This window comes from Streptomyces soli (assembly GCF_003999195.1).
GTDB lineage: Bacteria > Actinomycetota > Actinomycetes > Streptomycetales > Streptomycetaceae > Actinacidiphila > Actinacidiphila soli.
Genome location: NZ_RJVR01000104.1, coordinates 13424 through 36893, shown reverse-complemented (window position 1 = coordinate 36893; position 23470 = coordinate 13424). Strand labels below are relative to the sequence as shown.

20 protein-coding genes and 2 pseudogenes are annotated in these 23470 nt (G+C 69.3%); 14 read left to right on the top strand and 8 right to left on the bottom strand.

Annotated elements, in window-relative coordinates; all coding sequences use genetic code 11:
• Together EFK10_RS08785 and EFK10_RS08780 are read left to right on the top strand one after the other, a co-directional pair.
• The coding region (locus EFK10_RS08785; RefSeq protein WP_240677084.1) for a transposase at window positions 1–427 on the top strand (427 nt) is incomplete at its 5' end.
• A gap of 175 nt (window positions 428–602) precedes the next feature.
• Entirely contained in the window at window positions 603–1037 is a 435-nt protein-coding gene (locus EFK10_RS08780; protein ID WP_127355177.1) for a VOC family protein, read from the top strand.
• Window positions 1038–1252: 215 nt separating this feature from the next.
• On the opposite strand, the gene EFK10_RS08775 is transcribed toward EFK10_RS08780, so the two are convergent.
• The 3 genes from EFK10_RS08775 to EFK10_RS08765 form a co-directional block, all read right to left on the bottom strand.
• On the bottom strand, window positions 1253–1888 hold the full coding sequence (locus EFK10_RS08775) for a DJ-1/PfpI family protein (RefSeq protein WP_127355176.1): 636 nt from the start codon (window positions 1886–1888) through the stop codon (window positions 1253–1255).
• An 11-nt stretch (window positions 1889–1899) separates the two neighbouring features.
• On the bottom strand, window positions 1900–2871 hold the full coding sequence (locus EFK10_RS08770) for a GlxA family transcriptional regulator (RefSeq protein WP_127355175.1): 972 nt from the start codon (window positions 2869–2871) through the stop codon (window positions 1900–1902).
• A gap of 720 nt (window positions 2872–3591) precedes the next feature.
• A complete protein-coding gene (locus EFK10_RS08765; RefSeq protein WP_127355174.1) occupies window positions 3592–3840 on the bottom strand; it encodes a hypothetical protein in 249 nt (82 codons plus the stop codon).
• Between the two features lie 778 nt (window positions 3841–4618).
• Between EFK10_RS08765 and EFK10_RS08760 the strand changes: the two genes are divergently transcribed.
• Both EFK10_RS08760 and EFK10_RS08755 read left to right on the top strand, forming a co-directional pair.
• Entirely contained in the window at window positions 4619–7096 is a 2478-nt protein-coding gene (locus tag EFK10_RS08760; RefSeq protein ID WP_127355173.1) for a sialidase family protein, read from the top strand.
• A gap of 117 nt (window positions 7097–7213) precedes the next feature.
• On the top strand, window positions 7214–7756 hold the full coding sequence (locus EFK10_RS08755) for a hypothetical protein (RefSeq protein WP_127355172.1): 543 nt from the start codon (window positions 7214–7216) through the stop codon (window positions 7754–7756).
• Between the two features lie 458 nt (window positions 7757–8214).
• Here the strand turns inward: EFK10_RS08755 and EFK10_RS48510 are convergent, their stop codons facing one another.
• A complete protein-coding gene (locus EFK10_RS48510; protein WP_206305365.1) occupies window positions 8215–10605 on the bottom strand; it encodes a hypothetical protein in 2391 nt (796 codons plus the stop codon).
• 319 nt (window positions 10606–10924) lie between these two features.
• Between EFK10_RS48510 and EFK10_RS08745 the strand changes: the two genes are divergently transcribed.
• Window positions 10925–11404 (top strand): hypothetical protein, encoded by a 480-nt coding sequence (locus tag EFK10_RS08745; RefSeq protein ID WP_127355171.1) that lies wholly within the window; start codon window positions 10925–10927, stop codon window positions 11402–11404.
• 3 nt (window positions 11405–11407) lie between these two features.
• Here EFK10_RS08745 and EFK10_RS08740 read toward each other — a convergent pair whose 3' ends face one another.
• Both EFK10_RS08740 and EFK10_RS49745 read right to left on the bottom strand, forming a co-directional pair.
• Complete coding sequence (locus EFK10_RS08740) at window positions 11408–11725, bottom strand: hypothetical protein (protein WP_127355170.1); 318 nt, start codon at window positions 11723–11725, stop codon at window positions 11408–11410.
• 480 nt (window positions 11726–12205) lie between these two features.
• Window positions 12206–12952, bottom strand: a pseudogene (locus EFK10_RS49745) (putative Ig domain-containing protein); the annotation flags it as partial.
• 1265 nt (window positions 12953–14217) lie between these two features.
• On the opposite strand from EFK10_RS49745, the gene EFK10_RS47150 reads away from it, so the two are divergent.
• The 4 genes from EFK10_RS47150 (at window position 14218) to EFK10_RS08720 (ending at window position 17119) form a co-directional block, all read left to right on the top strand.
• Complete coding sequence (locus EFK10_RS47150) at window positions 14218–15285, top strand: hypothetical protein (RefSeq protein WP_164835894.1); 1068 nt, start codon at window positions 14218–14220, stop codon at window positions 15283–15285.
• Window positions 15286–15653: 368 nt separating this feature from the next.
• Window positions 15654–15914, top strand: coding sequence for an STAS domain-containing protein (locus EFK10_RS08725; RefSeq protein ID WP_164835893.1), 261 nt, complete (start codon window positions 15654–15656; stop codon window positions 15912–15914).
• 314 nt (window positions 15915–16228) lie between these two features.
• Entirely contained in the window at window positions 16229–16414 is a 186-nt protein-coding gene (locus EFK10_RS49740; RefSeq protein WP_240677083.1) for a hypothetical protein, read from the top strand.
• Window positions 16415–16438: 24 nt separating this feature from the next.
• Window positions 16439–17119 carry a GNAT family N-acetyltransferase gene (locus EFK10_RS08720; RefSeq protein ID WP_240677082.1) on the top strand — a complete coding sequence of 227 codons (681 nt, stop codon included), beginning with the start codon at window positions 16439–16441 and terminating at the stop codon, window positions 17117–17119.
• 127 nt (window positions 17120–17246) lie between these two features.
• Here EFK10_RS08720 and EFK10_RS08715 read toward each other — a convergent pair whose 3' ends face one another.
• A complete protein-coding gene (locus EFK10_RS08715; RefSeq protein WP_127355167.1) occupies window positions 17247–17429 on the bottom strand; it encodes a hypothetical protein in 183 nt (60 codons plus the stop codon).
• Window positions 17430–17556: 127 nt separating this feature from the next.
• Between EFK10_RS08715 and EFK10_RS08710 the strand changes: the two genes are divergently transcribed.
• Window positions 17557–18177 (top strand): winged helix-turn-helix domain-containing protein, encoded by a 621-nt coding sequence (locus EFK10_RS08710; RefSeq protein WP_164835892.1) that lies wholly within the window; start codon window positions 17557–17559, stop codon window positions 18175–18177.
• Window positions 18178–18232: 55 nt separating this feature from the next.
• Here the strand turns inward: EFK10_RS08710 and EFK10_RS08705 are convergent, their stop codons facing one another.
• Window positions 18233–19138 (bottom strand): helix-turn-helix transcriptional regulator, encoded by a 906-nt coding sequence (locus EFK10_RS08705; RefSeq protein WP_127355165.1) that lies wholly within the window; start codon window positions 19136–19138, stop codon window positions 18233–18235.
• Window positions 19139–19310: 172 nt separating this feature from the next.
• Here EFK10_RS08705 and EFK10_RS08700 point away from each other — a divergent pair, with 172 nt between their 5' ends.
• From EFK10_RS08700 to EFK10_RS08685, 4 genes and pseudogenes are all read left to right on the top strand, one after another.
• Window positions 19311–20741, top strand: a complete 1431-nt coding sequence (locus tag EFK10_RS08700; protein WP_127355164.1) for an MFS transporter — start codon at window positions 19311–19313, stop codon at window positions 20739–20741.
• Window positions 20742–20848: 107 nt separating this feature from the next.
• A complete protein-coding gene (locus tag EFK10_RS08695) occupies window positions 20849–21634 on the top strand; it encodes an SDR family NAD(P)-dependent oxidoreductase (RefSeq protein ID WP_206305364.1) in 786 nt (261 codons plus the stop codon).
• A gap of 47 nt (window positions 21635–21681) precedes the next feature.
• A complete protein-coding gene (locus EFK10_RS08690) occupies window positions 21682–22884 on the top strand; it encodes an MFS transporter (RefSeq protein ID WP_127355163.1) in 1203 nt (400 codons plus the stop codon).
• Window positions 22885–22935: 51 nt separating this feature from the next.
• Window positions 22936–23391, top strand: a pseudogene (locus EFK10_RS08685) (IS256 family transposase); the annotation flags it as partial.
• Between the last annotated feature and the right edge of the window lie 79 nt (window positions 23392–23470).

Below are 23470 nucleotides of genomic sequence, written 5' to 3'. Positions count from 1 at the left end.
GGGGGTCGTAGTGCTGGCCATGCTCGGGGGTTCTCCTGTCTCGCCCACAAAGGGTAACCCGACAAGCCGGGCGTCTCAGCCGAGACTGTCAGAGAGGGTCGACGTCGGCGACGCCAGCACCTTCGCCACCTCCGGACACCTCGCCGCCTACGCCGGCCTGGCCCCCGCCTCCCGCATCTCCGGCTCCTCCATCCGCGGCGAACAACCCTCCCGACGCGGAAACAAGCAGCTCAAACGCGCCTTCTTCCTCGCCGCGTTCGCATCACTGGCCGACCCGGCCTCCCGCACCTACTACGACCGCAAACGCACCCAGGGCAAAACCCACACCCAAGCTCTCCTCTGCCTCGCCCGACGCCGCGTCGACGTCCTGTTCGCCATGCTCCGCGACGGCACCTTCTACGAATCACGACCGGCATCCGCAGCCTGACCCTTGTCGCAGGCCGCGCAGCTACGGGACGAGCCCGTCACCACGTGGTGACCACGAACCCCATGCTGGTGATCTCGCCAACCTGATGACGTCTTTCACTTCAAGAGACGTGCTCCGTCGGTGAGTTACGCAGGGGCCTCTCCGAAGGGCTCGGAGGCCGGATAGGGTGAGCCAAATGGAACAGCGCATCAGTCTGATCACGCTGGGTGTTGCCGATCTTGGACGTGCCCGGTCGTTCTATGAGTCCCTGGGCTGGGAGGGGCAGACGGTTCAGGAAACCGTCTTCTTCCAGGCGGGTGGCGTCGGGCTCGTCCTGTGGGCCCTCGACAAGCTCGCGCTCGACTGCGGCGTTGAAGATCGTCAATCGGCTGGGTTCGGCGGGATCGCGCTCGCTCACAACGTGCGATCCCCAGCCGAAGTCGACGAGCTCATAGCGACAGCGGAGCAAGCGGGCGCTACCGTCACCCGTCCTGCGGCCACGACGTTCTACGGCGGCTACGCAGGTGTCTTCGTCGACCCTGACGGCCATGCCTGGGAAGTCGCTCACAACCCAGGTTTCCCGCTTGCCGCAGACGGCTCAATCACCATCCCCGACTTCAACAGTCTTTAGGATCAGCCCGCTGGCTCCAGGACGAGCCAGCCCACTGGACCGGGGTCAAGGTGGGCTGGCCCACCCTCATCGTCATGGCTGACATCGTCGCCGGGCTTGACGAAAGAGCTAGGGGCCCCCCCGAGACTGCTGGCCTCAGCGTTGACAACACCGCCACTGACACTAAACCGAGAGATCGCACCTCATGAGAACGCGGAGCCGCACGCGTTACGCACCTAATGGAGGATGAACCTGCTCTTGGTGCGGAGCTCGGCGACAAGCGCGGCCGGGGCCTTGCGCGGCGAGCCGGCGTCGTACGGGGGCTGGGGGTCGTACTCGGTCCCCAGCTGGACGGCCTGCGCGTACTCGTCGCCGGCGACCCTGCCGACCAGGGTGAGGCCCATGTCGATTCCCGAGGAGACCCCGGCCGCGGTGATGAACTTGCCGTCGGCGACGACGCGTTCGCCGGTCGGCTCGGCACCGAACACGGCCAGGACGTCCAGCGCGAGCCAGTGCGACGTGGCACGGCGACCTTTGAGCAGACCCGCCGCCGCGAGCAGTAGCGAGCCGGTGCACACCGACGTCGTCCAGGTGCTGGTGGCGTCGGCGCTGCGCAGCCAGCCGAGCAGCGCCTCGTTGTCCATCTGGGCGGACTGACCAGGGCCACCGGGCACCACGACGATGTCGGGGGACGGCACCTCGTCGAGCGTCTTGTCCGCGACAAGCGCCAGGCTGCCGCGGTCGCCCCGCACTGGGCCCGGTTGTTCGGCGACGAAGACCGTCTCGGCACCGGGGATGCGGCAGAGCATCTCATAGGGGCCGACCGCGTCCAGTGCGGTGAAGCGGTCGAAGAGGACGATCGCGATCTGCATGGCGTTGCCTTTCAGCGGGTGAGTTCACCTGGTGAGTACGGGTGGAAGCGACGGCGGTATTCGGCCGGAGCGGTGCCCAGGGCTTTCACGAAGGCACGGCGCATCGCCTCCGGAGTGCCATAGCCGCAGGCGCGGGAGATCTGACCGACACCGTCGGCTGTGTCTTCGAGGAGCCGCCGGGCGTGCTCCAGGCGTACGCGCTCGACGTACCGGCCGGGTGTCGTGCCGATCTCCGACTGGAAGGCGCGGGCGAAGTGGCGGGGCGAGAGGCTGGCGCGTTCCGCGAGGCGCTCGACGGACAGATCGTGGTCCGGGTGCTCGGTGATCCACTGCTGCACCTCGCGCAGCGGTTCACGCCGGGCGGTCTGGACGGCGAGCTGGGCGCTGAACTGGGCCTGGTTGCCCGGGCGCCGGAGGAAGACGACGAGATGGCGGGCGACAGTGAGCGCGGTGTCCCTGCCGTGGTCCTCCTCGACCAGGGCGAGCGCGAGATCGATGCCCGCGGTGACTCCGGCGGAGGTAGCAAGTTTCCCGTCGCGTACGAAGATCGGGTCCGGATCGACCTCCACAGCCGGGTACGTCCTGGCCAGGTGGTCGCAGACCGACCAGTGTGTCGTCACACGATGGCCGTCGAGCAGTCCGGCTTCGGCCAGCAGCAGCGCGCCGCTGCACACGCAGACGATGCGCTCGGCGCGCGGTGCGTGCTCGCGCAGCCAGCTGATCAGCCGGGGGTCGGGGTGGCGGGTGCCGCTGCCGCCCGGGACGAGCAGGGTGTGAGGCGCTTCGGCCTCGGCCAGGGCGCAGTCCGGGACGAGGATGAGACCGCTGGATGTACGCACAGCAGTGCCGTCGAGTGAGGCGGTGCGGATCTCGTACGGCTCCCCGCAGTGGCGCCCTGCCCCCGTGAACACCTCCACGGGGCCCGTCACATCGAGGCTCTGCACGTCGTCGAAGACGACAACCAGCACGGATCGCTGCGTCATGACATCCATCCTTCGCGGCGACCGCGATGGCCGCAATGACGAATAACCCACCCTTTCTGCCACCCCGGGCTCGCCCTAACCGGCACATCGGCCAGTCGGTCGAGGGTGGTCCCGGCCGGGGCATACCGGGCCCTGCAACGGTAGGCGAGGAGGGCAGGCCAGATGAACGGGTACCGGCCCTCGTGCGCACTCCAGCTCACCGGTCTGACAGACACCGCAGACCCCCGCCACGGGCCGAACGCAGCGGATGGCCGGTCCCCTTGGCTGCCCGGCACGACCGCACCCCCGCCTCATTCAGCATCAGGAGCAGCGGGAAGGGACGCAGACAGGGTATGTCCGGGTCTTGCTGGTACTCGCCATGGGGTCTGACCTGCGGGAACGCGGCCGGTCACGGTGCGTTGCGCCGTTGGCGCAGCCGTTGCTGCAAGGGTTGGTGCGACCGTTGCCGCCCAACTCACCACGGCAGCGGTCGCGTTCCGTGCAGGGGCCGGCCGAAACCGAGAAGCTCTGCGCGCCCCGGATGGGCGCTCACACACTCGTTCCGTCGTGATCACTGAGCGCGCCGATGGAGGAAACGGTCCAGCAGGAGCAGCCCTGGACGCCGGCCTGGAGGACCTGCCCTTCGCTACCCCCTTGGCCACGGTGAGTCTGGTCGCGGACCATGACGTTGCCGAGGCCGCTCACGCGATCGATGAGCAGATCTGGCGGGCTCATTTAGCTCTAGGGAGTAATGCCGACGTCCTTGCACGCCGAGCGGAGGTAGCCGTACATCTGGGAATGTGAGGCTTCGCCGACGTTGGCGTTGGCGACGACCGCGTAGTTACCGAGCGCGACGCTCACGTTCACGTCGCTCGCCTTGGCCTGTTCGGCGTGGAGGTCCGCCGACAGCCGGTCGGCAGCGGTCTGCGCCGCCGAGTCGTCGGTCGGACGCCCTCGGACGATCTGGTACGGGGGCGGGCAGGGAAGCACGGCGTAGTGCCCCGAACCGGGCCACCCGCAGCACCACCGCGGGCGTAATTGTCGTCCCCTCACCACGAGGAGACAGCACCGACCAGACAGACGGCACCACCACCCTCGCGGGTGCTGGCCGGACACCCGTCCACGCCACCTGACCAGTCAGCGCAAGACAGAAGCCCCGGCCTTCAGGCCAGGGAGGTTCACCGTAAGCTCCACGTCACTGAAGCGGTGCTCACACGGCCGGAGGAGTTGCGTGATGAGGGGTGCGAGTCGTCCGGCACGCTCCGGCGGGTGCGGTTGGTGGGACAGGACGGCGGTGAGTGTTGCGGCTGGGGTATCGCGGCGGAACGGCGACACCTTTTCCACGGACTGGTACAGCGTCACCCCGAGGGAGAAGAGGTCGCTCGCGGCTTTCCCGTCCACCGCCTGCCCGCGGGAAGCCCGTGGGCAGGAGTGGCGCGTCCGGAGATCTGGCTGCCGATCACCAGCAGTGGTGGAACCTTCTGCGACCGCCACGGCCACCATCAAGACGACGCCGGGCGCGGGACAGCCGGGACGGTGCGACTGGCGACTCCTCGCACAAATCTACCTAATGGGACTTACCGGACCCGCACCGGATGTTCACGTCATGCCCATTCGCGCCCAGTGCACCTCTTCCTATCATCATGTGATGTCAGGCCCATGACAGTAGCCAGCACTGGGGGATCTGTGCCGGATCACCCAGCCGGGAGGGGTGGTTCGGGTGAGAGAACATCACGGGTTGAGATGGCGCGCTTGGGCGGCGCACGCGATGACGTTGCTTCTGATGGTCGCAGGGCTCGGCTTATCGGTAGGTATAGCCGTTCCCGCGCAGGCGGCGACGGTGGGCGCGGTGGTCAACGTCACGCGAAGCGCCGGCAATCAGGCCGAGGGGGCGATAGCCGTCGACCCGACCAATCCGAGCAGGCTGGCCGCCGTGTCCAACAACGGCGACGGGGCCGGTGACGGCATGACCGCCGCGTACAGCACGGACTCGGGAGCCACGTGGACCCATCGGACCATCGCTGACGGGTCTAACGGCAGCTTGCCCAAGGCGTGTTGTGACCCAAGCCTGTCGTGGGACGACTTCGGGAATCTCTTCCTGGTCTACATGGACAGCAATGCCGACACCGGCGGCGTGCACGTCGTGCTCTCCACGGACGGCGGTCAGAACTTCTCCGTGCTGGCCGACCTCTCAACGGGCTCCGGCGCCGACCAGCCGACCATCACCACCGGAGCCGGCAGTGTTTGGGTGGTGTGGACGGACACCTCGCACTCCAACGCCATAACCACGGTGGGCGCCAAGGTCACCGGGCAAGGCACGTCCGGTGTCGGGTCCTTCTCCGCGACGCAGCAAGCCGGGTCGGGCGACTATGGGGACATCGCGGTCAGCCCGACGGGCGCCGTCATGGTCACATACCAGCGACCACAGGGCGGCAGCGAGGCGGGCAAGCTCTACACGGCGCTTGATTCGGACGGGCTGGGCAGCGGGGGGTTCCAGACCGAGGCGACCGTGGTGGATCTCCACATCGGCGCGTTCTACCCGATCCCGGCGCAGAGCAGCCGCACGATCGACGCGGAAGGTGGGCTGGCCTGGGACCGTAGCGGCGGATCCCACAACGGGCGGCTGTACTACGTCTATACGGACGCACCGTCCAACAGCAGCACGGACACGAACGTCTTCGTGAAGTTCTCCGACGACTCGGGCGCCAACTGGAGTTCGCCCGTCAGGGTGAATGACGACAGCGGAACCAACAGCCAGTTCCTGCCACGGATCGCGGTGGATCAGACGTCCGGCAAGATCGCGGTGTCGTGGCACGACGCGCGCAATGCTGGCTCGGCCAATGACACGGCACAGCTATACGCCAGCACCAGCGACGCCGGCACGGCTTTCGCGGCCAATGACCGGGTCAGCGACGGGACGTCCAACGCCTCGCAGGCGCATAACGGCATTGACTACGGCGACTACACCGGGCTGGCGTACGACAGCGGCAGCTTCTACCCGTTCTGGGCGGACAACTCGAACAGCACCGGCGACAATCCGGACGGGGCGAACAACAGCTTCGACATGTACACCGCCCGCGTGAAGGAGGGCCAGGTCACGCCGCCGCCCACCGCGAGCACCCTGACCTACACCGGCGCGACGACCTCCGACTACCACGACGCCTTCACCGCCAGCGCGGTGCTGACGGCCGGCGGCAGCCCGGTATCCGGCGCGACCGTCGACTTCACCCTCGGCAGCCAGAGTTGCAGCGGCACCACCAACAGCTCCGGCACCGCGAGCTGCTCGCTGACACCCCAAAACGTCCCTGGCTCGACCACCATCACCGCGAGCTTCGCCGGGAACTCGACCACGTCCGGCAGCACCGCCTCCGCCACCTTCACCATCACCAAGGAAGAGACCTCGCTGGCCTACACCGGCCCGGGCCGCATCGCCAACGGCACCCCGGTGCACCTGTCCGGCACGCTGACCGAGGACGATGCGCCGCCGATCGCCGGACGCCAGGTCAGCTTCGTTCTGGGCACCGGCGCCAGCCAGCAGACCTGCACCGGCACCACGGACGCCGCCGGACACGCGGCCTGTACCATCGACAAGGCGAACCAGCCACTCAACGACACCGCGACCGTGCCGCTGACCGCCACCTTCGAGGGCGACGCCTACTACCGGCCGTCGAGCGCCACCGCATCGCTCAAACTCGAGTACTACACCGGCCGCGCCTACGGCCTGACCGGCAAGGTCAATCTGCTGCTGACCTCGCTCACCATCCCGCCGACCCCGGACACCGGAGCCGTCCGGACCGCCCAGGCGACGACCACCAACACGCCGTGCACGGCGTCGGTAGCTACGTTGCTGATCACCGCCCACGCCCTGTGCCCAAAGGTGACCACCACCCTCGCGCCCGGCACCTCCACTTCCACCACCACCGTCAAGGACGTCAGCATCGGCATCCCCGACGTCCCCGTGATCGGGATCAGCGGGCTGACTGCCTCGTCCACCAGCACCTGCACAGCGGCGACCGGCAGCAGCACGCTCACGCTTACCATCGCCGGTGTGCCCACGACGGTGCCGACCGCACCCAACAGCGCGATCGACCTCGGCGGCGGAGCCAAGCTCGTCATCAACGAACAACAAGCGGTACCGGGCGCCGACTTCGGCCTGACCGTGAACGCCGTCCATCTCACCGCCGCCGCAGGCCTGGTCGACGTGGTGGTGGGCTCGGCAACCAGCGACGCACACAACTGCAGCTGACCCATCCTTCGACGTGAGGGCGGTATCGGCCACGGAACGCCGGGCACCGCCCCCACGTCGAACCCACAAGACCACCGGTGGTCCGGCCCCCCACAGGCCGGGCCGAGGAGGATCACCATGCCTGCCCGCCCTCGCACCCGCCTGCCACTGCCGCCGGCCGCGGCCGTCCTCGTCGCGGCTGCCGCCCTGTTCCTCACCGGCTGCTCATCCGGGCACCGGACATCGGCCGGCCCCTCCGGCCCGGCGTCCACGAGCGCGGCCCCAACAGGCCGCGCGAGCTCGGCCACCACGCCGCCGCCCAGCAGCGAGTCGGGCACGGCGAGCCCTTCCCCGTCCGGTTCCACTGCGGTCGTACGCATCACCACACTGCGGTCCGGCCAGACCATCACCCTGCCCGCCACCATCGGCTACGCGGTCACGGGACTGCACTTCGACGCCTCGTCCGGGTACCGGCTGCGTGTGCAGCTGGGCGCCTCCGGCTCGCACGGCCTGGACCTGCCGATCAGCTCCCCCACCGGAACGGTGAAACTCCCCCCCGACAAGATGCTGCCCGGCAAGAGGGACCTGACCTTCTCGCTCACCCGGACCGGCGTCACGGCCCACCAGTTGTCGCAGCGCGTGGCGAGCCTGACCGACGTCACCATCTACGGACCTAAGTAGACTGCCGACCCAGCTCAGCCGCTACTGATCACGCGCGGAGAAACCCCGGCAGCCAGCTCGCCAGGGCGATACGTCGGTTGATCGTCGCCGATCGGCTCGTGGGCAGCGCTACTACGCGGTCGACCAGCAGCCGACGTGGAGCCGATCCTGGCACGCTACGCGCCCGAGCCGGCGTCCGTACGGGTCGCCGCACGGCTGTGCGGCCCACGGCCAGAGAAGCAGGACTCGAGCCGTCCCGCTCCATCGCCGCTTCCTGCTCGCCGATCTGAGAGCCCCATACCCTCCACGGTCCGCCGATTCAGGCGCCGCCTGACCTTGACCCCTTGTCCTGGACGGGCTCGTGGCCCGGGTGGGAGGAACGCCATGGGGTGCCGGCGTGTGGGATGGGAGGGGGCGGACCGCCCGTTGCGCGCGGGCGGTCCGCCCATGGGACGTCGTGGCTCAGGACCGGATGTCGGTCAGGACAGGGTCACGTCGTCGTAGCGGGTGTAGGTGGCGTCGCCGGTGTAGTTGTCGTCGTGGCTGATCAGGGTGAGCGTGTAGCTGTGGCCCGCGGTGACCGATGCGGTCTTCTGGAGCCAGCCGGAGGAGGACACGCAGGTCTTGGCCAGCACGGTGGTGGTCGTGCCGCTGGTGTTGTCCTTGAGTGTGGCTGTCGCCCAGTCGTAGGTGATCGTGTCCGGGCAGGTCAGGTTGTAGTAGAAGGACAGCGTGCTGGTGCCGGTGGGGGCGGTGAAGGTCTGGGCCACCGAGGAGTCGCCGTTGGTCGGCGAGGTGCTGCCGGCCCGTGCGGCGTACGTACCGGTGTGCGCGCCGGTATTGACCACCGAGGTGGTGCCGGCTGACGTCCAGCCGGACAGGCTGCCCGTCTCGAAGCTGCCGTTGGTGATCCCGCCGCCTGAGGTTGAGGTGACCGTGAGGCTGTAGGTCGCGGTGTGGGTGGCGGAGGCGCCGGTGCCGGTCACCGTGATGTTGTAGGTGCCCGCCGGGGTGGACGAGGACGTGGCGACCGTCAGCGTGGAGGAGCTGCCCGCGGTGACCGATGTCGGGTTGAAGGTGGCGGTTGCGCCGGTGGGCAGGCCGGTGGCGGACAGGCTCACCGACTGCGCGGAGCCGGCGGTCACCGCGGTGGACACGGTAGTGGTCGCCGACGACCCGGCCGTGACGCTCGATGATGTCGGGCTGACCGCCACCGAGAAGTCGTTCGTCGCGGTGGAGGCGCAGTTGGGCAGGGTGAACGCGGCCAGCCTGGTGTGCCAGTTGAAGTTGCCGTTGGCCGGGATGTACTCGTTGGTGTACCAGAAGGTGCAGTTGTCCGACGGGTCGATGGCCATCGAGGTGTAGTCGCCCCAGCGGCTGTAGCTGGTCTGGGATCCGCCGCCGGTGATGAGTGTGGTCTCGCCCTGCGTCATCGTGCCGAGGGTGTCGCCGGCCAGCCGCCCGGTGACCCGGATCCCCGGGTGTACCGAGGAGGAGGACTGGGAGTAGCCGAGGGCGGTGTTGCCGACCTTGTCCTGGGCGATCGAGCCCATCCAGCGGTACGTGGAGTCCGGGGCGTAGGTGCCCTGCTGGTAGACGGTCGGGTTGCCGCCGGACAGCCGCAGCTCGTACCACCGCACGCCCACCGAAGTCCCGGCGGTGACGGCGTGGTTGACGACCAGGGATTCGTGGTCACCGAAGTTGCGGTATGCCAGCCGGAACATGGTCCGGTCCGACAGCGAGTCGAGTTGTTGAGTGGTGCCGGTTTGTGGGATGCAGGTGCCGGTGGTTCCGCAGGCTGTGGTGTAGCTGGCCACGGTCAGTGCTGTGGGGCCGGTGAAGGTGGAGTTGGCTGTGGTGGTCCAGTCGACGTGGAATTTCCAGTAGGCCAGCGTCGTACTGGTGGTGCCCAAGCTCACCAGCAGCTCCGGCTCGCCGGAGGGTGGGGCGGTGGAGCCGTCCAGGTCCGAGCCGAGCAGGCCGCCGTAGGACGAGGAGGTGGTGAAGCACTGCTGCGTGGCGGCGGCGCCGGTCAGCATGTTCGCCCGGTTCATCGCGCACACTTCGGCGTTCAGGAAGGTACCCGCGGCCGTGAACATGTTGTAGGTGATGTAGTACGCGTCCGGCCACACCGACAGCTTCGGGTAGTCCGGGAAGCTGGAGAACTGGTAGGCGTACCGGTTGTAGCTGCCGGTGGCGTCGGCGCTGGTGGAGACGGCCATGCACTCGTAGTACGGGCCCGAGGCCGAGGAGACGTTGGCGAACTGGGTGACCACCCAGCGGCTGGCCAGGGTGTCCCAGCGGACGACGGCGTCACCGTCGTTGGTGGTCTGGCAGGAGCCGCCGAACCCGGACCACAGCGTGCTGGTGTTGGTCGGGGCCAGGAGGGTGGTGCCGGTCTTGGAGTACACGGCGTAGGCGGTGTTGACGGTCTCGACGATCTGGCTGGTGCCGACGGCGGCGTTCGGGTCCGGCGGTACCCCGGTGATGGAGTAGTTGCCGGAGCCGATGCCCTCGAAGTTCGTGCCGGTGGAGGGCGCGGACGGGCCGCCGGGGCTGGACTGCACGACGGGGTCCGGGATCGGGGAGGCCGGCGGGTGCGGCAGCCTCTCCTCGCCGTCGTCCTGTTCCTTTTTCTTGTGGTGGCCGTGGGGGCCGTGCGCGGCGGCTGCCGCCAGGGTGCGCAGCGGCTTGGAGGTGTCGTGTCGTACGGCGGGGCCGGTGTCCGCGGAGCGGTGCACGGCGTGGGCCGCGTCCGGCGCCGGGGCGGCCGCTTGGGCTGCGGGGGCGGTGAGCCAGGCGGCGGGGAGGGAGGCAATCAGGACCGCGACGGCGGCTATCCGGGTGCGTCTGAGTCGGGAGCGTGACATTGAACATCCTTTCGTGCAGCCGGAGATAGGCCCGGCTTGCGGGGCGGTGAAGGACGTTCACGCCAATTGCACGCGTGTTCGCGAGTCGCGATGCTTGCACGGGACATGTCACGGAACAAGACGGATTGCGATTACTAAGGGGGAGGCAATCAGGAATTTACGATGCACAGTCAAACGACAGTAAAAACACAGGGTTATCCCTGTGCCAATGACCTACCGGTGGCGTGCGAGCGCTCACGCGTCCCGCACCCGGGAACCCAAGCGGGCGCATCGGCGTCCAACGTTCCGCCGTACCCGCGCACTCCGTCTGGGGGCAGTGATGAAGCAACATCGCCGAACCGCCATCCGACTGCCGGCTGCCATCGCCCTGGCCGCCCTGGCCGCCTGCGGCACCGGTACCGCCACCCAGGCGTCAAGTTCGGTGCCGTCGGGTCCAACGCCCTCTGGCGGTTCAGCCACCGCGACGCCCGGCAGTACTCGTCTGTGCCTGAGCGGCACCGTCCAGGTGCTCCACCCTGTAGCGGACAACCCCCTGCGCAGCTCGTGCGTGCACGTCGGCACACGGATCGTGGTCACCCTGCAGTCGATGTCCAACTACCGGTGGGCGCCGGTCACCAGCTCCGCCCCAGCTCTGGTCGCTGTGCTGGACAACAGCGTGACGACCGACGGCACCCGGGCCGCCACAGCCCAGGCCGAGGCTCCGGGCACAGCCACCCTCACCTCCGCCGACACCTACACCCCCGACCCGAACGGGCCGCCCTCCCGGGCCTGGCAGTTGACACTCACGGTCGTCCGCTGACCGTCACGGATCGACGTGCACCAGCAGCCGCCACAGCCGGCTCTGCGGACCGAACCGGTCCCCTGCGAAGGTCGACGTCGAGCGCAGCTCGCCCTCTCCCGGACTCGTCGCGCACACGGTGACCGTCGTGGTCCCCTCCCCCGCCCCCGCCTCGACCACCGTCAACGGTCCTGCCGCGACCTCGACCGGAGTCCACCCATATGCAGGCGAGCCGTGCAGCGTGACCACAATTTGTGTCCCGCTGCGGACGCGCAGCTGCGAACTCTGCGGATCCCCCGGGCGGTAGATGACCCTCACCGGCTCGTCGGCGTGTTCGACCATACGTCGAAGCCTAGCGAGCGGTTCGTGACCGGCGGAGGCTGCTGGTAGCCGCACGAGCGGTCGGGCCGGTCGCGCTCCTTGAGCGCGACCGGCCCAGGGCCATGAGGAACGAGCTCGTAGCACTGGCGCTGGACGCCAGGAAGCCGACGCCGGCGTGCTGAAACCGGTGCACTGCCGCTCGGGACCTGCTTACTGTACGAGGCGCCCGTGACGGGCATTCCCACCGGTTAGGCGCCGCGTTCTCCACACGGGGCCAAACCGCGTCCTCGCTCAGCGCGGGATGTGGATGCCCAGTTGCCAGAGCCGGGTGCGGGGGGCGAAGCGGTGGCCGGTGCAGGCAGAGCGGAAGGTGGCCGTTCCGGGTTGAAGGGCGCGGGCATTGGTGGTGCCGGTCCACCGTGACGGTTCGGGTGCGAGTGGTGACTGGGGAACAGGAGTGGTTGGTCTCCCGTCCCGGTGCGGGGCGGGAGACCACTCGTTTCAGGAGATGTTGACTGCGGTGTCGTCGATTGCGAACGAGGTCTGGAGGGTGGAGTCTTCGGTGCCGGTGAACTTCAGGGTGACGGTCTGGCCGGCGTATGAGGACAGGCTGAAGGATTTCTGCGCGTAGCCGGTGTTCTTGTTGAGGTTGGAGTACGTGGCCAGGGTGGTGGAGCCGGCCTGGACGGTGAGCTTGTCGTAGGCCGTGCCGGTCGTGGTCTCCGCGGTGTCGATGTGCAGGTAGAAGCTGAAGTTCGCGGTGGTGCAGGAGGCCGGGATGGTCACCGACTGGGAGAGCGTGTCGGTGTGGGTGGAGCCGTAGCCGTCCAGCCAGGCGTCCCAACTACCCGTACGGGCGGGCTCGGAGGTGTTGTTGCTGATGACGCCGGAGCCCGAGGTCCAGGGTGCGGCGGTGCCGGTCTCGAAGCCGGGGTTGCCCAGCAGTTGGGCGGGCGTGCAGGCGCCGGCGGGGTTGATGGTCCAGGTGAAGGATGCGCTGCCGGAAGGGCCGGTGCTGTCGTGTGCGGTGACCGTGGGGCTGTACGTACCGGCCGTTGAGGGCGTACCCGAGATCAGGCCGGAGCCGGAGTTGATCGCCAGGCCGGGGGGCAGGCCGGTCGCGGTGTAACTGAGTGTGCCGCTGGCCGTGTCGGTCGCGGAGATCGGCAGCGAGGCGGCTGTGCCCGCGGTGCCGGTCTGACTGCCGGGATTCGTGACGCTGACGCTGCCGCCGGTGCCGCTTGCGAACTGCACGTCAAGGACGCTGTGCAGTTCGATGCCGTTGGGGGCGACCCCGGTCTGGCCGTGCTGGAAGTCGAAGAAGCCCACTCCGGTGACGGTGACGGGCACATTCGCGGTCTGGAAGCTGCCCGTGGCCGTGTATTTCGCGTCGAACTGGCCGCGCGCCTTCTGCACGCTGGACAGCAGCGGACTGCCGGCGCCTAGGCACGCCGGATCGGGAATCTCGGCGATCATCGTGTGGCCGGCCTTGTCGTCCAGGACCAGGTGGTAGTCGGAGTCCGCTTCGAGCTTGTACTGCGTCAGCGTCGCCGACAGCCGGTAGACCGTGGTCTCGGTTGGCTTCACCCGGTTGTTGGCCGGCAGCGTGCCCGGCGCCGGGATCGCGGTGAGCGAGGCAATCGTCGTCGCCGTCGTGGACTGGAGATTGATCAGCCCGGCATCCGCGTCGGTGCCGGTCTTCACCGACCACCGCTCCACACCGCAACTCCCGGTGAGCGACGCCGGTTTGGCCACCACCTCTTCATGTTCCTCGGCATCGGGCGTGGAGTGATAACGGGGACCGGCGCTTCCGACCGTCACGGACAAGGTGACAGCGAGGACGGCCGCTGCGAGCACGGCCAGGTACTTCCACCATTTCTTCGGCACGGAGCGACTCCCAGGGGGTAGGGATGATCCGGCAACCCGGGGCTGCCGGGCTCGGCAGGGTCGCCGGCGAGGGGCCTGTGCGCGTGATGTGGGTTTGCTGTGCAGTGGGGGGACCCGCAAGGAGTGTGACGAGCCGTCGGTTGACGCGCATAGACCAACGACGTAAACACTTGGCCGTGCACGGTCAAGTTTTGTCCTCATCTTCAGCCGGTGCAGGTAGCAGCTGGGCTCCAGGAACTCGGCGAACGAAGTGGTTGGGGTTATCTCGTTCACCGGGCACACCAACGGTGACCAGGTAGCGCGGCTCGCGCAAAAGCAAGGAACCCGCAGCGGGGTCGACGCAGATGAATCTCGCGTCCCCGGGCATCGGTCAACCAGCTTCGGGCAGGCGCCCCGGTATCCGTCGGCCGGCAGTCCCGTCCGGGGTGGCGGGTGGGCAGCTCGACCAAGGTCGGTGCGGCTGCCCGAGCTCAGACAGACGGCGGCGCCGGTCAGGGGCTCGCCGAGCAGGCTCCGGCACGAGGCCACATCTGCGAGGCACAGCCGGCAGTTGGTCGAACGGCATTCCCCGGCCGGGCCCGCCGCCGGCTTCGTTCTCACTGGACCATTAAAAGGAGGAGTACGCGATGACAACCACCACGGATTTGGTCATTCCGGCGTTGCATGACGCCCGCGACGCCCAAGCTGCGGTCGTCGAGAAGTTCCAGGCTCACATAGCGGTCACCCCCGCCGGGAGCTACCGGCGGATCCTGGAGCGCCACGTCGCCGACGCCGAGGAACACGCCAGCAGCATCGACGAACACCTGCACCAGCTGCGGCCCCACGGTCTGCTCCGGGACGCCCTCGAGGGGGCTCGTCACCTCGCCGGGCAGGCCACCCGGGTTGCCCGGCTCCCCCTCGACGTCGCCATGGCAGTGCCGGCCGGCCTGTTGCAGGGCCGGAGAAGGGCCGCGGAGCGCCAGCTGATGAAGAACGCCGAGGACGAGTACGCGATCACCGCCTTGGCCGTGGCTACCTGCCGGGCCGGCGAAAGCATCGCCCAGGAGGCCGACGACGACGCCGGCGCGGACCTGCTCGGCTCCATCCGCCGCCACGACGAGGAACTGCTCCAAACGCTCGGCGACAACCTCCAAGAGCAGGCCGCGGCGGTGGTGGCCGCCGCGAACGGCGGCCGCCGTGCGGAGCAGGCCGGCTCCACCGGGGCCGGTGAGGCGGTCCGTGGTGGTTGGAGCCGCCTGCGGGAGACGGTCGAAGAAAGCGGGCGGCAAGCCGAACAGTGGGAGCAACAGGCCGAACGCACGCTCGAAGGTGCGATCGAGCGGCTGCCCGGCGTGACCCGGATGCGGGACGAGGTGAAAGGCGCCGCGGCCACGGAGGACCAGCTGCCGATTACCGGCTACGGCGAACTGACCGCCGTCGAAGTCACTGACCGACTTCGGCACCTGTCCCAGGCCGACCTGGCCACCATCGACGGCTACGAGCGGGCCCATGCCGGCCGTACCACGATCCTGAACAAGATCGCGGACCTGAGCGGGGACGAACCCTGGCCCGGTTACGACTCCATGAAGGCCGACGAGATCCGCACCCGGCTGCGCGAGGCCGACACCGACCTCGCCCGGCAGGTACTCGACTACGAGCGCCGACACCAAGAACGCACCACCATCACCACGACCGCCGACCACGCCGCCACGTGACCGGCTGCGGTGACCGCAGGACACACGACAGGTCACCCTGAAGGTCTCCCATGAGGGCACCGGGCCACTCCCGCGGCCCGGTGCCCTCATGGCGAACGATGGGATGGCCGCGTCCTTTGCTGTGGCCGGGGGCCTCGCGCGCAGGATCAGCAGCATGGCGACGACGTTCCCGACCTCGAACGCGGCCACCGCACCCAGCAGCCGCCCCAAGTCCCCGCGCAGCACACCCCCAGGTGTGGACAGGGCGTCTGATCAGGCGTTCCCTGGATACACGACCTATCCATCCGTGCCCGCCACCGCATCTGGGGGCGCCGATGTCCGAGACGACCCATGTTGCAGTGCATGCCACCGGACCCGACAGCTGTCGCGTGACCGTGGCCGGGGAACTCGACGTCGCCACCGCTGCCGACGTCCGGACCGCCCTGCACGCCGCCGTCACCACTCACCAGCACGTCACCGTCGACTTCTCCGGCCTGACCTTCTGCGACTGCGCGGGGCTGGGCGCGCTGCTGAGCGCCGCCCGCGCCGCGAAAGCCAGCGGCGCCGACCTGCACCTGCACGCAGTGCCGCGCGCTCTGACCCGGCTACTTCGCCTGTCGCACACCGGCGGTGCGTTCACGATCGAGTAACGACGATGGTCGCAGGGGCACGTGAAGAGGGCTGTTCTGACGCTCAAACGCCACCACGGCAAGCGAGAGCACCTGGCCGAGGCCATCGACGCCGTCGCGTCCCTGGCTCCGACCGCGCTGCCATGCGGTGACCACCCACCAGCCGGACCGCCAGTCCAACCCGCCCCAACGTCGTCGTGAGCGGACTGCCCGGTCGCGTGGCATCGGCGGTTGGAGGCGGATGGTGGATCCTGGGCCCGCAGCGGCGGGTGCTCTGGCGTCCGGGCGCAGGCAGGGGGAGGCTGCGGGGGAGACAGCCCAAGGGAGGCGTGAGCGTGGCGATCACCATCGTCGGAGCGGCGGCGCAACTGTCCGCGCGGCCGTACGCGGGCGGCGACCAGGACACGGTGCTCGCGCTGGTGGAGGCCGACCGGCTGCCGGGGCAGCCGGAGGCAACGCCCGCGATGCTCGCCGCGGCACTGGCCGGGCGCTCGCCGGTGGACGGCGGCTGGTGGGCCTAGCTTGACAACGTCCTCACGGATGTCGTGCACGACCCGTCCGGGTGGGTGCGGGGGGTCGTCTCCTACGCGAAGCGTCCCGGGGACGGGGCCGGACTGATCCTGTGGCTGCACGCCGAGGAGGAAGACCAAGCAGTCGCCGAGGCCCTGGTCGGCCACGCGCTCGGCCAGTTCGGGCCGCGCACGGTGTACGCGTTCGCGTTCGCCTCCGCACCCAGCCTCGGGTTGGAGGGCCTGCCGGTGCGCAACCGCCCGGCGACCCGCCGGGCACTGGAGGCGGCCGGGTTCGCCGGCCGTGACCGGTGGCGCTACCTCCACCGCCCGTTGGACGGCCCGCTGCCGACCGACGCCTACCCGGTCGCTGACGTCTGCGAATGCGCCGACCCGCCCGGCTGGCAGATGCACCTGCGTGAGAGCGACGGCACCCTGGTCGGCGAGGCCACCCTCGGCCGCCCCGTCGACGGGATCGGCGTGTTGTGGTGGATCAGCACCGACCCCGCGCACCGCGACCGCGGACTCGGCCGCCACCTGCTCCGGCAGTGCTTCACGCGCCTGGCCGCCGAGGGCGCCCGCGAGGTGATCACCTACGTCGACGACGACGCCCCGCCCGGCGACCCGGAGCACGACCGCACCGCCGCCAACCGGCTCTACGACTCCATGGGCTTCACCGAGCTCGACCGGCTCTGGTCCTTCACCCGCTGTCCCTGAGCCTCGGCGCACGGGCCGACGATGCGGCCGCGAGCCCGCGGACATGGTCGTCCGCCTCGCACGGCAGTGCCCTGCCCCGCACCCGCCCGGCCACCAGTCGCCAGCAGCCCCCTTCCAGCCCCAGCGATTAGACCGGACGGGTGACTGCCACGCCGTCCGGCGATGCGGCAGCGCGGGCGCTCATAACCAGCGCCCGGCTCGCCCGCTGCAGCGCCAGATAAGCCTTGACCCACTCGTAGGTGTCCCGGCCCGCGAAGAACGGGTGCTCGGCCACGGCGGCGGACAACTGCGGCTGCCGGGCCCACAACATGCCCTTCTGCTCCTGGCCTGTGCGGGGTCACTGGCGGAGTTCATCAGCTACTGGGACGACGCGGAATCAACGACGAGAAACACGGGCTGCTAGGCGTCCTGCGCGCTGAGCACTGACCCCTGGCGCGTTGCCCCGGGCCGTTGTCCGCAGCCACCCGCAGTGGTCGGACCGGGTCATCGCCTCGCTGGCCGGACTCACGGGCAAGACCGTCGGCGCACTGCGGCGGCACGCGTCGGAGGAGGACACCGGTGAAGCACAGCAGGCGCAGAGCCGGATCGGAGACGACGGACGGGTGCGGCCGCTCGACAGCTCGCACGGCCGCCGCGCGGCGGAACGGTTCATCACCGAGAACCCGGGCGCCTCGCTGCGGGAGATCGCCCGCGAGTCCGGGATCTCGCCGGGGACGGTCCGGGACGTACGCGACCGGATGCGCCGTGGCGAGAACCCGGTGCTCCACAGGCGCGCGCCCCGGAGCAGGCCCCCGGCACCGACGGCGACGACGACGCCGTCGGACGCGGCGACCGGGTCCATGGCCAGGAGCGCACGGACCGCGTTCTTCGGGAATCTCTATCGCGATCCGTCTCTGCGGCTCACCGAGAATGGCCGGCTGCTGCTGCGGCTACTGGAAGTGCATTCCGTTGCCTCCGCGCAATGGGACAGCATTATCGATTCCGTTCCCGCGCATTGTGCGGAAACGGTTCTGGCCGCCGCCGCTGAATGCGCGGACGCCTGGCAAGAATTGCCATGAGGGTGGAGCGTCGCCAATGCGCGGAATGATGGAGGGATACGGAATAACAGATCACTTACGCGGTGCGCGGGCTCCGCGAATATCCCGGCTCCGGCGCAGCGGCACCGCAGGAACCGACAGAGACTTCCTTGAGCAGCCGCAGTCCGGCCTCGGCGGGGGAACCGCGCTCGGCGCTGTACATCAGCACCCAGTGCCCGGACTCGTCCGCCGTGTGCAGAGTCTCGAAGGCCAGTTCCATGGTGCCCACCAGTGGATGATGGAAGGACTTGGTGCCCGAGGTGCAGTTGCGCACCGGGTGACGCGACCACAGTGCTGCGAACTCGGGGCTCTTCATCAGCAGTTCACCGCTCAGCTCGGCCAGCCTGCGGTCGTCGGCGTTGCGCCCTGCGGCCAGCCGCAGCGAGGAGACCGCGCGCCGCGCCTCTTCGCCCCAGTGCGGATACAGCTCCCTGGTGTGCGGGTCCAGGAAGAGCAGGCGCTGGAGATTGGGCCGGTCCTCGGGCCGGTCGGGGCTGGTGGGGTCCAGGTGCCCGGCGATCAGGGCGTGGCCGAGGGTGTTCCAGGCCAGCACGTCGCTGCGCCGGTCCAGGACGATCGCCGGCACCGCGTCCATGGCCGCGATCAGCTGCCGGGTGCCGGTACGCGCGCAGTCCGGCCGCTCCGGCGGGCGGCGCTTGGAACGGCTGGGGCGGGCGAGATTGCGCAGGTGGGCGTGCTCGTCGTCGCTCAGCCGCAGGGCCCGCGCGAGCGCGTCCAGCACCGCCTCGGAGGCGTTGCTGCTCTGCCCCTGCTCCAGCCGGGTGTAGTACGCGGCGCTCACTCCGGCCAGCTGGGCCAGTTCCTCACGCCGCAGGCCGGGAACGCGCCGCCGTGCTCCGTACGAGACCAGTCCTACGTCCTCCGGCTGAAGCCGGGCACGTCGGGTCCGCAGGAATTCACCGAGCTCCACAGGAGTGTCCATACCGCTCAGTATCGCTCCGGCCGGCGCGGACGGGCCGAGCCGAACCTGACCCTGCCAATGGTAGGACCCCCGGTCCTACGCAGCCGATGCGTACGCGGCACAGGGCTCTGGCTGCGCCGCGCCGACGATCACAGACTCGCAGCAAAACCCTGAAGCGAAACGGAGTTTGACGATGTCCGCACTCGATGAGGTGCCCGCCGCTCGCGCGGCCGACGCACCGGAGCGGCTGACCGGCCGGCTCAAGCTGGTCCTGGTCGTCCTGCTGATCGCACAGTTCATGCTCGCCGTGGACTTCTCGATCCTCAATGTCGCACTGCCGGTGATCGGCCGGGGTCTGGGCTTCTCGCTGGCGAACCTCCAGTGGATCGCCACCGCCTTCGCGCTCTCCGCCGCCGGATTCACCCTGCTGTTCGGCCGGATCGCGGACATCGTCGGCCGCCGCCGGCTGTTTCTGATCGGCCTGGCGGTGCTCGGTGTCTCATCGCTGGTCGGCGGTCTCGCCGTCAATCCGGAGATGCTGCTGATCGCCCGGGTCTCGCAGGGCCTGGCCACCGCCGCCGTCACCCCGGCCGGTCTGTCCCTGCTGACCTCCTCCTTCCCCGAAGGGCCGCTGCGCGACAAGGCGCTGGGCCTCAACGGGGCACTGATGTCGGCCGGTTTCACCACAGGGGCCGTGCTCGGCGGCGTACTCACCGATCTGCTCAGCTGGCGCTGGGCGTTCTTCATCAACGTGCCGGTGGCGCTGGCCGTGCTGATCATCGCCCCCACGGTCATCGCCGAGAGCCGCGGCGACGACCGTGCCCGGCTCGACGTGCCCGGCGCGCTCAGCGTGACCGTCGGTCTGCTGGCCCTGGTGTACGGCCTGACGACGGCCGGCGAGCACGGCTTCGGGGGCACCACCGCGCTGATCTCGCTGGCGGTGGGCGTGGTGCTCCTGGTGGCGTTCTACTTCGTGGAGAAGCGCTCGGCCCAGCCGCTGGTGCCGGTACGGATCCTGCAACGGCGCACCGTGATCTGGGGCAACCTCGCGGGTCTCATCGCCTTCGTCACCGAGACCTCGCTCGTCTTCCTGATGACGCTCTACCTCCAGAAGGTGCTCGGCTTCTCCCCGCTCGCGGCCGGCCTGTCGTTCGCCGTCCTGGGCCTGGGAACCGTCACCGGCGGTGTCACCGCGGCCCGCGTGATCGGGAAGATCGGCACGACACCCACCCTGGTCGTCGGCGGCGTCGTCCAGGCCGTGGCCACGGCGGCGCTGCTCGGGCTCGGCGACGACCGCAGCTGGATGTGGCTGCTGCTGCTCGCCACCTTCGTCGGCGGTGTGGGCAACATGCTGGTCATCGTCGGCTTCATGGTGACCGCCACCTCCGGACTGCCGGACACCGAGCAGGGCATGGCGACCGGCATGGCCACCATGACCCAGCAGATCGGCATCACCATGGGCACGCCGATCATGAGCGCCATCGTCACCTCCCGTGTCGGCGACTCCACCGACGCGACCGCGATCCTCGACGGCGTCAGCACCGCGGTCCTGGTCAACGCCCTGATCGTGGCCGTCGGAGCGGTCCTGGCGGGCCTGTTCCTACGCGGCAGGCAGCGGACGTAACGCCTACGCCTCCTCTCCCCGCGCACATGGCGGTGCCCCGTTCCGGCGGGCACCGCCACCCGCGCGCCTGCCCACCGTTCATGTACGCGCCCCCACGGAGCATCCCCATGGATCTGGAACTCACCGGCAAGGTCTTCCTCGTCACCGGCGCCTCGGCCAGCATCGGCGCGGCCACCGCGCGACTGCTGGCGGCCGAGGGCGCCCTGGTGGTCGGCGTCGCCCGCAAGGCCGAGCCGATCGGTGAACTCGGGCCCGCCGTCACCGGCATCGCCGCCGATGTCACCGAGCCCGGCAGCGAACGGCACGTGCTGGACGCCGTACTGGACCTTCACGGCCGGCTGGACGGCCTGGTCAACAATGTCGGCGGCCTCGACTCCCGTAGCGGCTTCCTCGATGTCACGGACGAGCACTGGAAGGCCACCTTCGAGCTGAACTTCTTCTCCGCGATGCGTTTCACCCGGGCCGTCCTGCCCGCCCTCCTGGAGCGGGGCGCGGGCAGCGTCGTGCATGTGGCCAGCGAGGCAGCCCGCTTCCCGGACTACCCGCTGGTCGACTACGCGGCCACCAAGACGGCCACGCTGTCGGTCTCCAAGTCGCTGGCCGCCGAGTTCGGTCCCCGTGGCATCCGCTCCAACGTGATCTCGCCGGGGCCGACCAGGACCGCCCTGTGGGACGCGCCCGGTGGATTCACCGAGCAGCTGGCCGAGCGGTTCGGCCTGCCCCCGGAGGAGGCGGTCGCGCACTTCGTACGCGAGGTACGTCGACTGCCCAGCGGGCGGATCGGGACCGCCGACGACGTGGCCCGGGTGATCGCCTATCTGCTCTCGCCGCTGGCCGGACAGGTGACCGGCGCCGAGTGGTCCGTGGACGGCGGTGCCCTGCGCCAGATCTGACCAGTGAGCTGATTCATCGTCATTTCACCCTGGAGAGAGGCATTGCGATGCCCCCTGCCCTGATCGCCCTTGCCATCGGTGCCTTCGGGATCGGCACCACGGAGTTCGTCATCGTGGGGCTGCTGCCGCAGGTCGCCACGGACCTTTCGGTGTCGATCCCGTCGGCCGGGCTACTGGTGTCCGGCTACGCACTCAGCGTGGTGGTCGGAGCTCCCCTGATGACCGCCGTGGGAGCGCGGATCCCCCGCAAGACCATGCTCGTCGCCCTGATGGGTGTGTTCATCACCGGGAATCTGCTGTGCGCGGTCGCCGGTGGCTACAGCCTGCTGATGGCCGGTCGCGTGGTGACCGCCCTGTGTCACGGCGCCTTCTTCGGCATCGGGTCCGTGGTCGCCGCACGCCTGGTGGCCCCGGGGCGGCAGGCCAGCGCCATCGCCATGATGTTCACCGGTCTCACCGTCGCCAACGTGCTCGGCGTGCCCCTGGGGACGGCGCTCGGCCAGCATTTCGGCTGGCGCTCCACCTTCTGGGCGGTCGCCCTGCTCGGGCTGCTGGGTCTGGCGGGCATCCTGGCCCTGGTGCCGGCTCAACCGCCCGAACCGCCTGACGCGATCCGGCGTGAGCTGGCGGTGTTCCGCAGGGCGCAGGTGTGGCTGGCGCTCGCCATGACCACGCTGGGCTTCGGCGGGGTCTTCGCGTCCTTCACGTATATCGCCCCGATGATGACCGAGGTCACCGGTTTCGGGCCGGGCTCGGTGACCTGGCTGCTGGTGCTGTTCGGGGCGGGGCTGTGCGTCGGCAACGTGCTCGGCGGGAAGGCTGCCGACCGTCGACTGATGCCCAGCCTCTATGTCATTCTCTCGGTGCTGGCAGTGGTGCTGGTGGTCTTCGCCTTCACCGCCCACTGGAAGATTTCCGCCGTCCTCACCATCGCCGTGTTCGGCGCGGCCGGTTTCGCGACCGTGCCGCCGCTCCAGACGCGGGTGATGAGCAAGGCCGAAGGCGCGCCCGCCATGGCATCGGCAGCGAACATCGGAGCCTTCAACCTCGGCAACGCGCTCGGTGCGTGGCTCGGAGGGCTCGCGATCAGCGGCGGGCTCGGTTACACCGCCCCCAACTTGGTCGGCGCGGCACTCGCCGTGGCCGGTCTGGGTGTCGCGGTGCTCTCAGGACTGCTCGACCGGACCCCGCGCCCCGTGGTGTCCGCGCGCCCACCTGTGACGACAAGAAAGCCCGAGGTACAACGATGAATGGCGTCAACCTCCGTATGATGCTCACCCGTTCGGCCGCAGTGCTCGGCGGGACCGCCCGCCGACGGCTACCGCGAGATCCTCGGACTGTGGGCCGGCGACGGCGGCGAGGGCGCCAAGTACTGGCAGACGGTGCTGACCGAGATCAAGAACAGGGGGGTGCGCGATGTGCTGATGCTGGTCTGCGACGGCCTGTCCGCCCTGCCTGGCGCGGTGAACACCGTCTGGCCTGCCACGGTCGTGCAGACCTGCGTGGTCCACCTGATTCGCAACAGCCTGCGCTATGCCTCGCGGCGGGACTGGGCCGACGTCGCTCGCGACCTCAAGCCCGTCTACACCGCCGTCAACGAGGAACAAGCCCGCACCCGGCTTGAGGAGTTCGCCGTCAAGTGGGGCAAACGGTATCCCTCGATCGCCCAGAGCTGGGAGCGGGCCTGGAGCGAGTTCGTGCCCTTCCTCTCCTTCGACGTCGAGATCCGCAAGGTCATCTGCTCGACCAATGCCATCGTTATCTGGAGCCGCCCGAAGGGCGTCCATCATGTTGAGCACGGACCTGTCGCAGCCCGTTCCGGGCGTCGTGGATGTG

What these genes read in the sequence shown, in the direction of transcription:
- EFK10_RS08755 (WP_127355172.1), top strand. Translation starts at nt 7,214, where the DNA reads ATGCCTGCCCGCCCTCGCACCCGCCTGCCACTGCCGCCGGCCGCGGCC.
- EFK10_RS08775 (WP_127355176.1), bottom strand. Translation starts at nt 1,888, where the DNA reads ATGCAGATCGCGATCGTCCTCTTCGACCGCTTCACCGCACTGGACGCG.
- EFK10_RS47150 (WP_164835894.1), top strand. Translation starts at nt 14,218, where the DNA reads ATGACAACCACCACGGATTTGGTCATTCCGGCGTTGCATGACGCCCGC.
- EFK10_RS08760 (WP_127355173.1), top strand. Translation starts at nt 4,619, where the DNA reads ATGACGTTGCTTCTGATGGTCGCAGGGCTCGGCTTATCGGTAGGTATA.
- EFK10_RS08705 (WP_127355165.1), bottom strand. Translation starts at nt 19,138, where the DNA reads ATGGACACTCCTGTGGAGCTCGGTGAATTCCTGCGGACCCGACGTGCC.
- EFK10_RS48510 (WP_206305365.1), bottom strand. Translation starts at nt 10,605, where the DNA reads ATGTCACGCTCCCGACTCAGACGCACCCGGATAGCCGCCGTCGCGGTC.
- EFK10_RS08780 (WP_127355177.1), top strand. Translation starts at nt 603, where the DNA reads ATGGAACAGCGCATCAGTCTGATCACGCTGGGTGTTGCCGATCTTGGA.
- EFK10_RS08745 (WP_127355171.1), top strand. Translation starts at nt 10,925, where the DNA reads ATGAAGCAACATCGCCGAACCGCCATCCGACTGCCGGCTGCCATCGCC.
- EFK10_RS08715 (WP_127355167.1), bottom strand. Translation starts at nt 17,429, where the DNA reads ATGTTGTGGGCCCGGCAGCCGCAGTTGTCCGCCGCCGTGGCCGAGCAC.
- EFK10_RS08740 (WP_127355170.1), bottom strand. Translation starts at nt 11,725, where the DNA reads ATGGTCGAACACGCCGACGAGCCGGTGAGGGTCATCTACCGCCCGGGG.
- EFK10_RS08695 (WP_206305364.1), top strand. Translation starts at nt 20,849, where the DNA reads ATGGATCTGGAACTCACCGGCAAGGTCTTCCTCGTCACCGGCGCCTCG.
- EFK10_RS08770 (WP_127355175.1), bottom strand. Translation starts at nt 2,871, where the DNA reads ATGACGCAGCGATCCGTGCTGGTTGTCGTCTTCGACGACGTGCAGAGC.
- EFK10_RS08690 (WP_127355163.1), top strand. Translation starts at nt 21,682, where the DNA reads ATGCCCCCTGCCCTGATCGCCCTTGCCATCGGTGCCTTCGGGATCGGC.
- EFK10_RS08700 (WP_127355164.1), top strand. Translation starts at nt 19,311, where the DNA reads ATGTCCGCACTCGATGAGGTGCCCGCCGCTCGCGCGGCCGACGCACCG.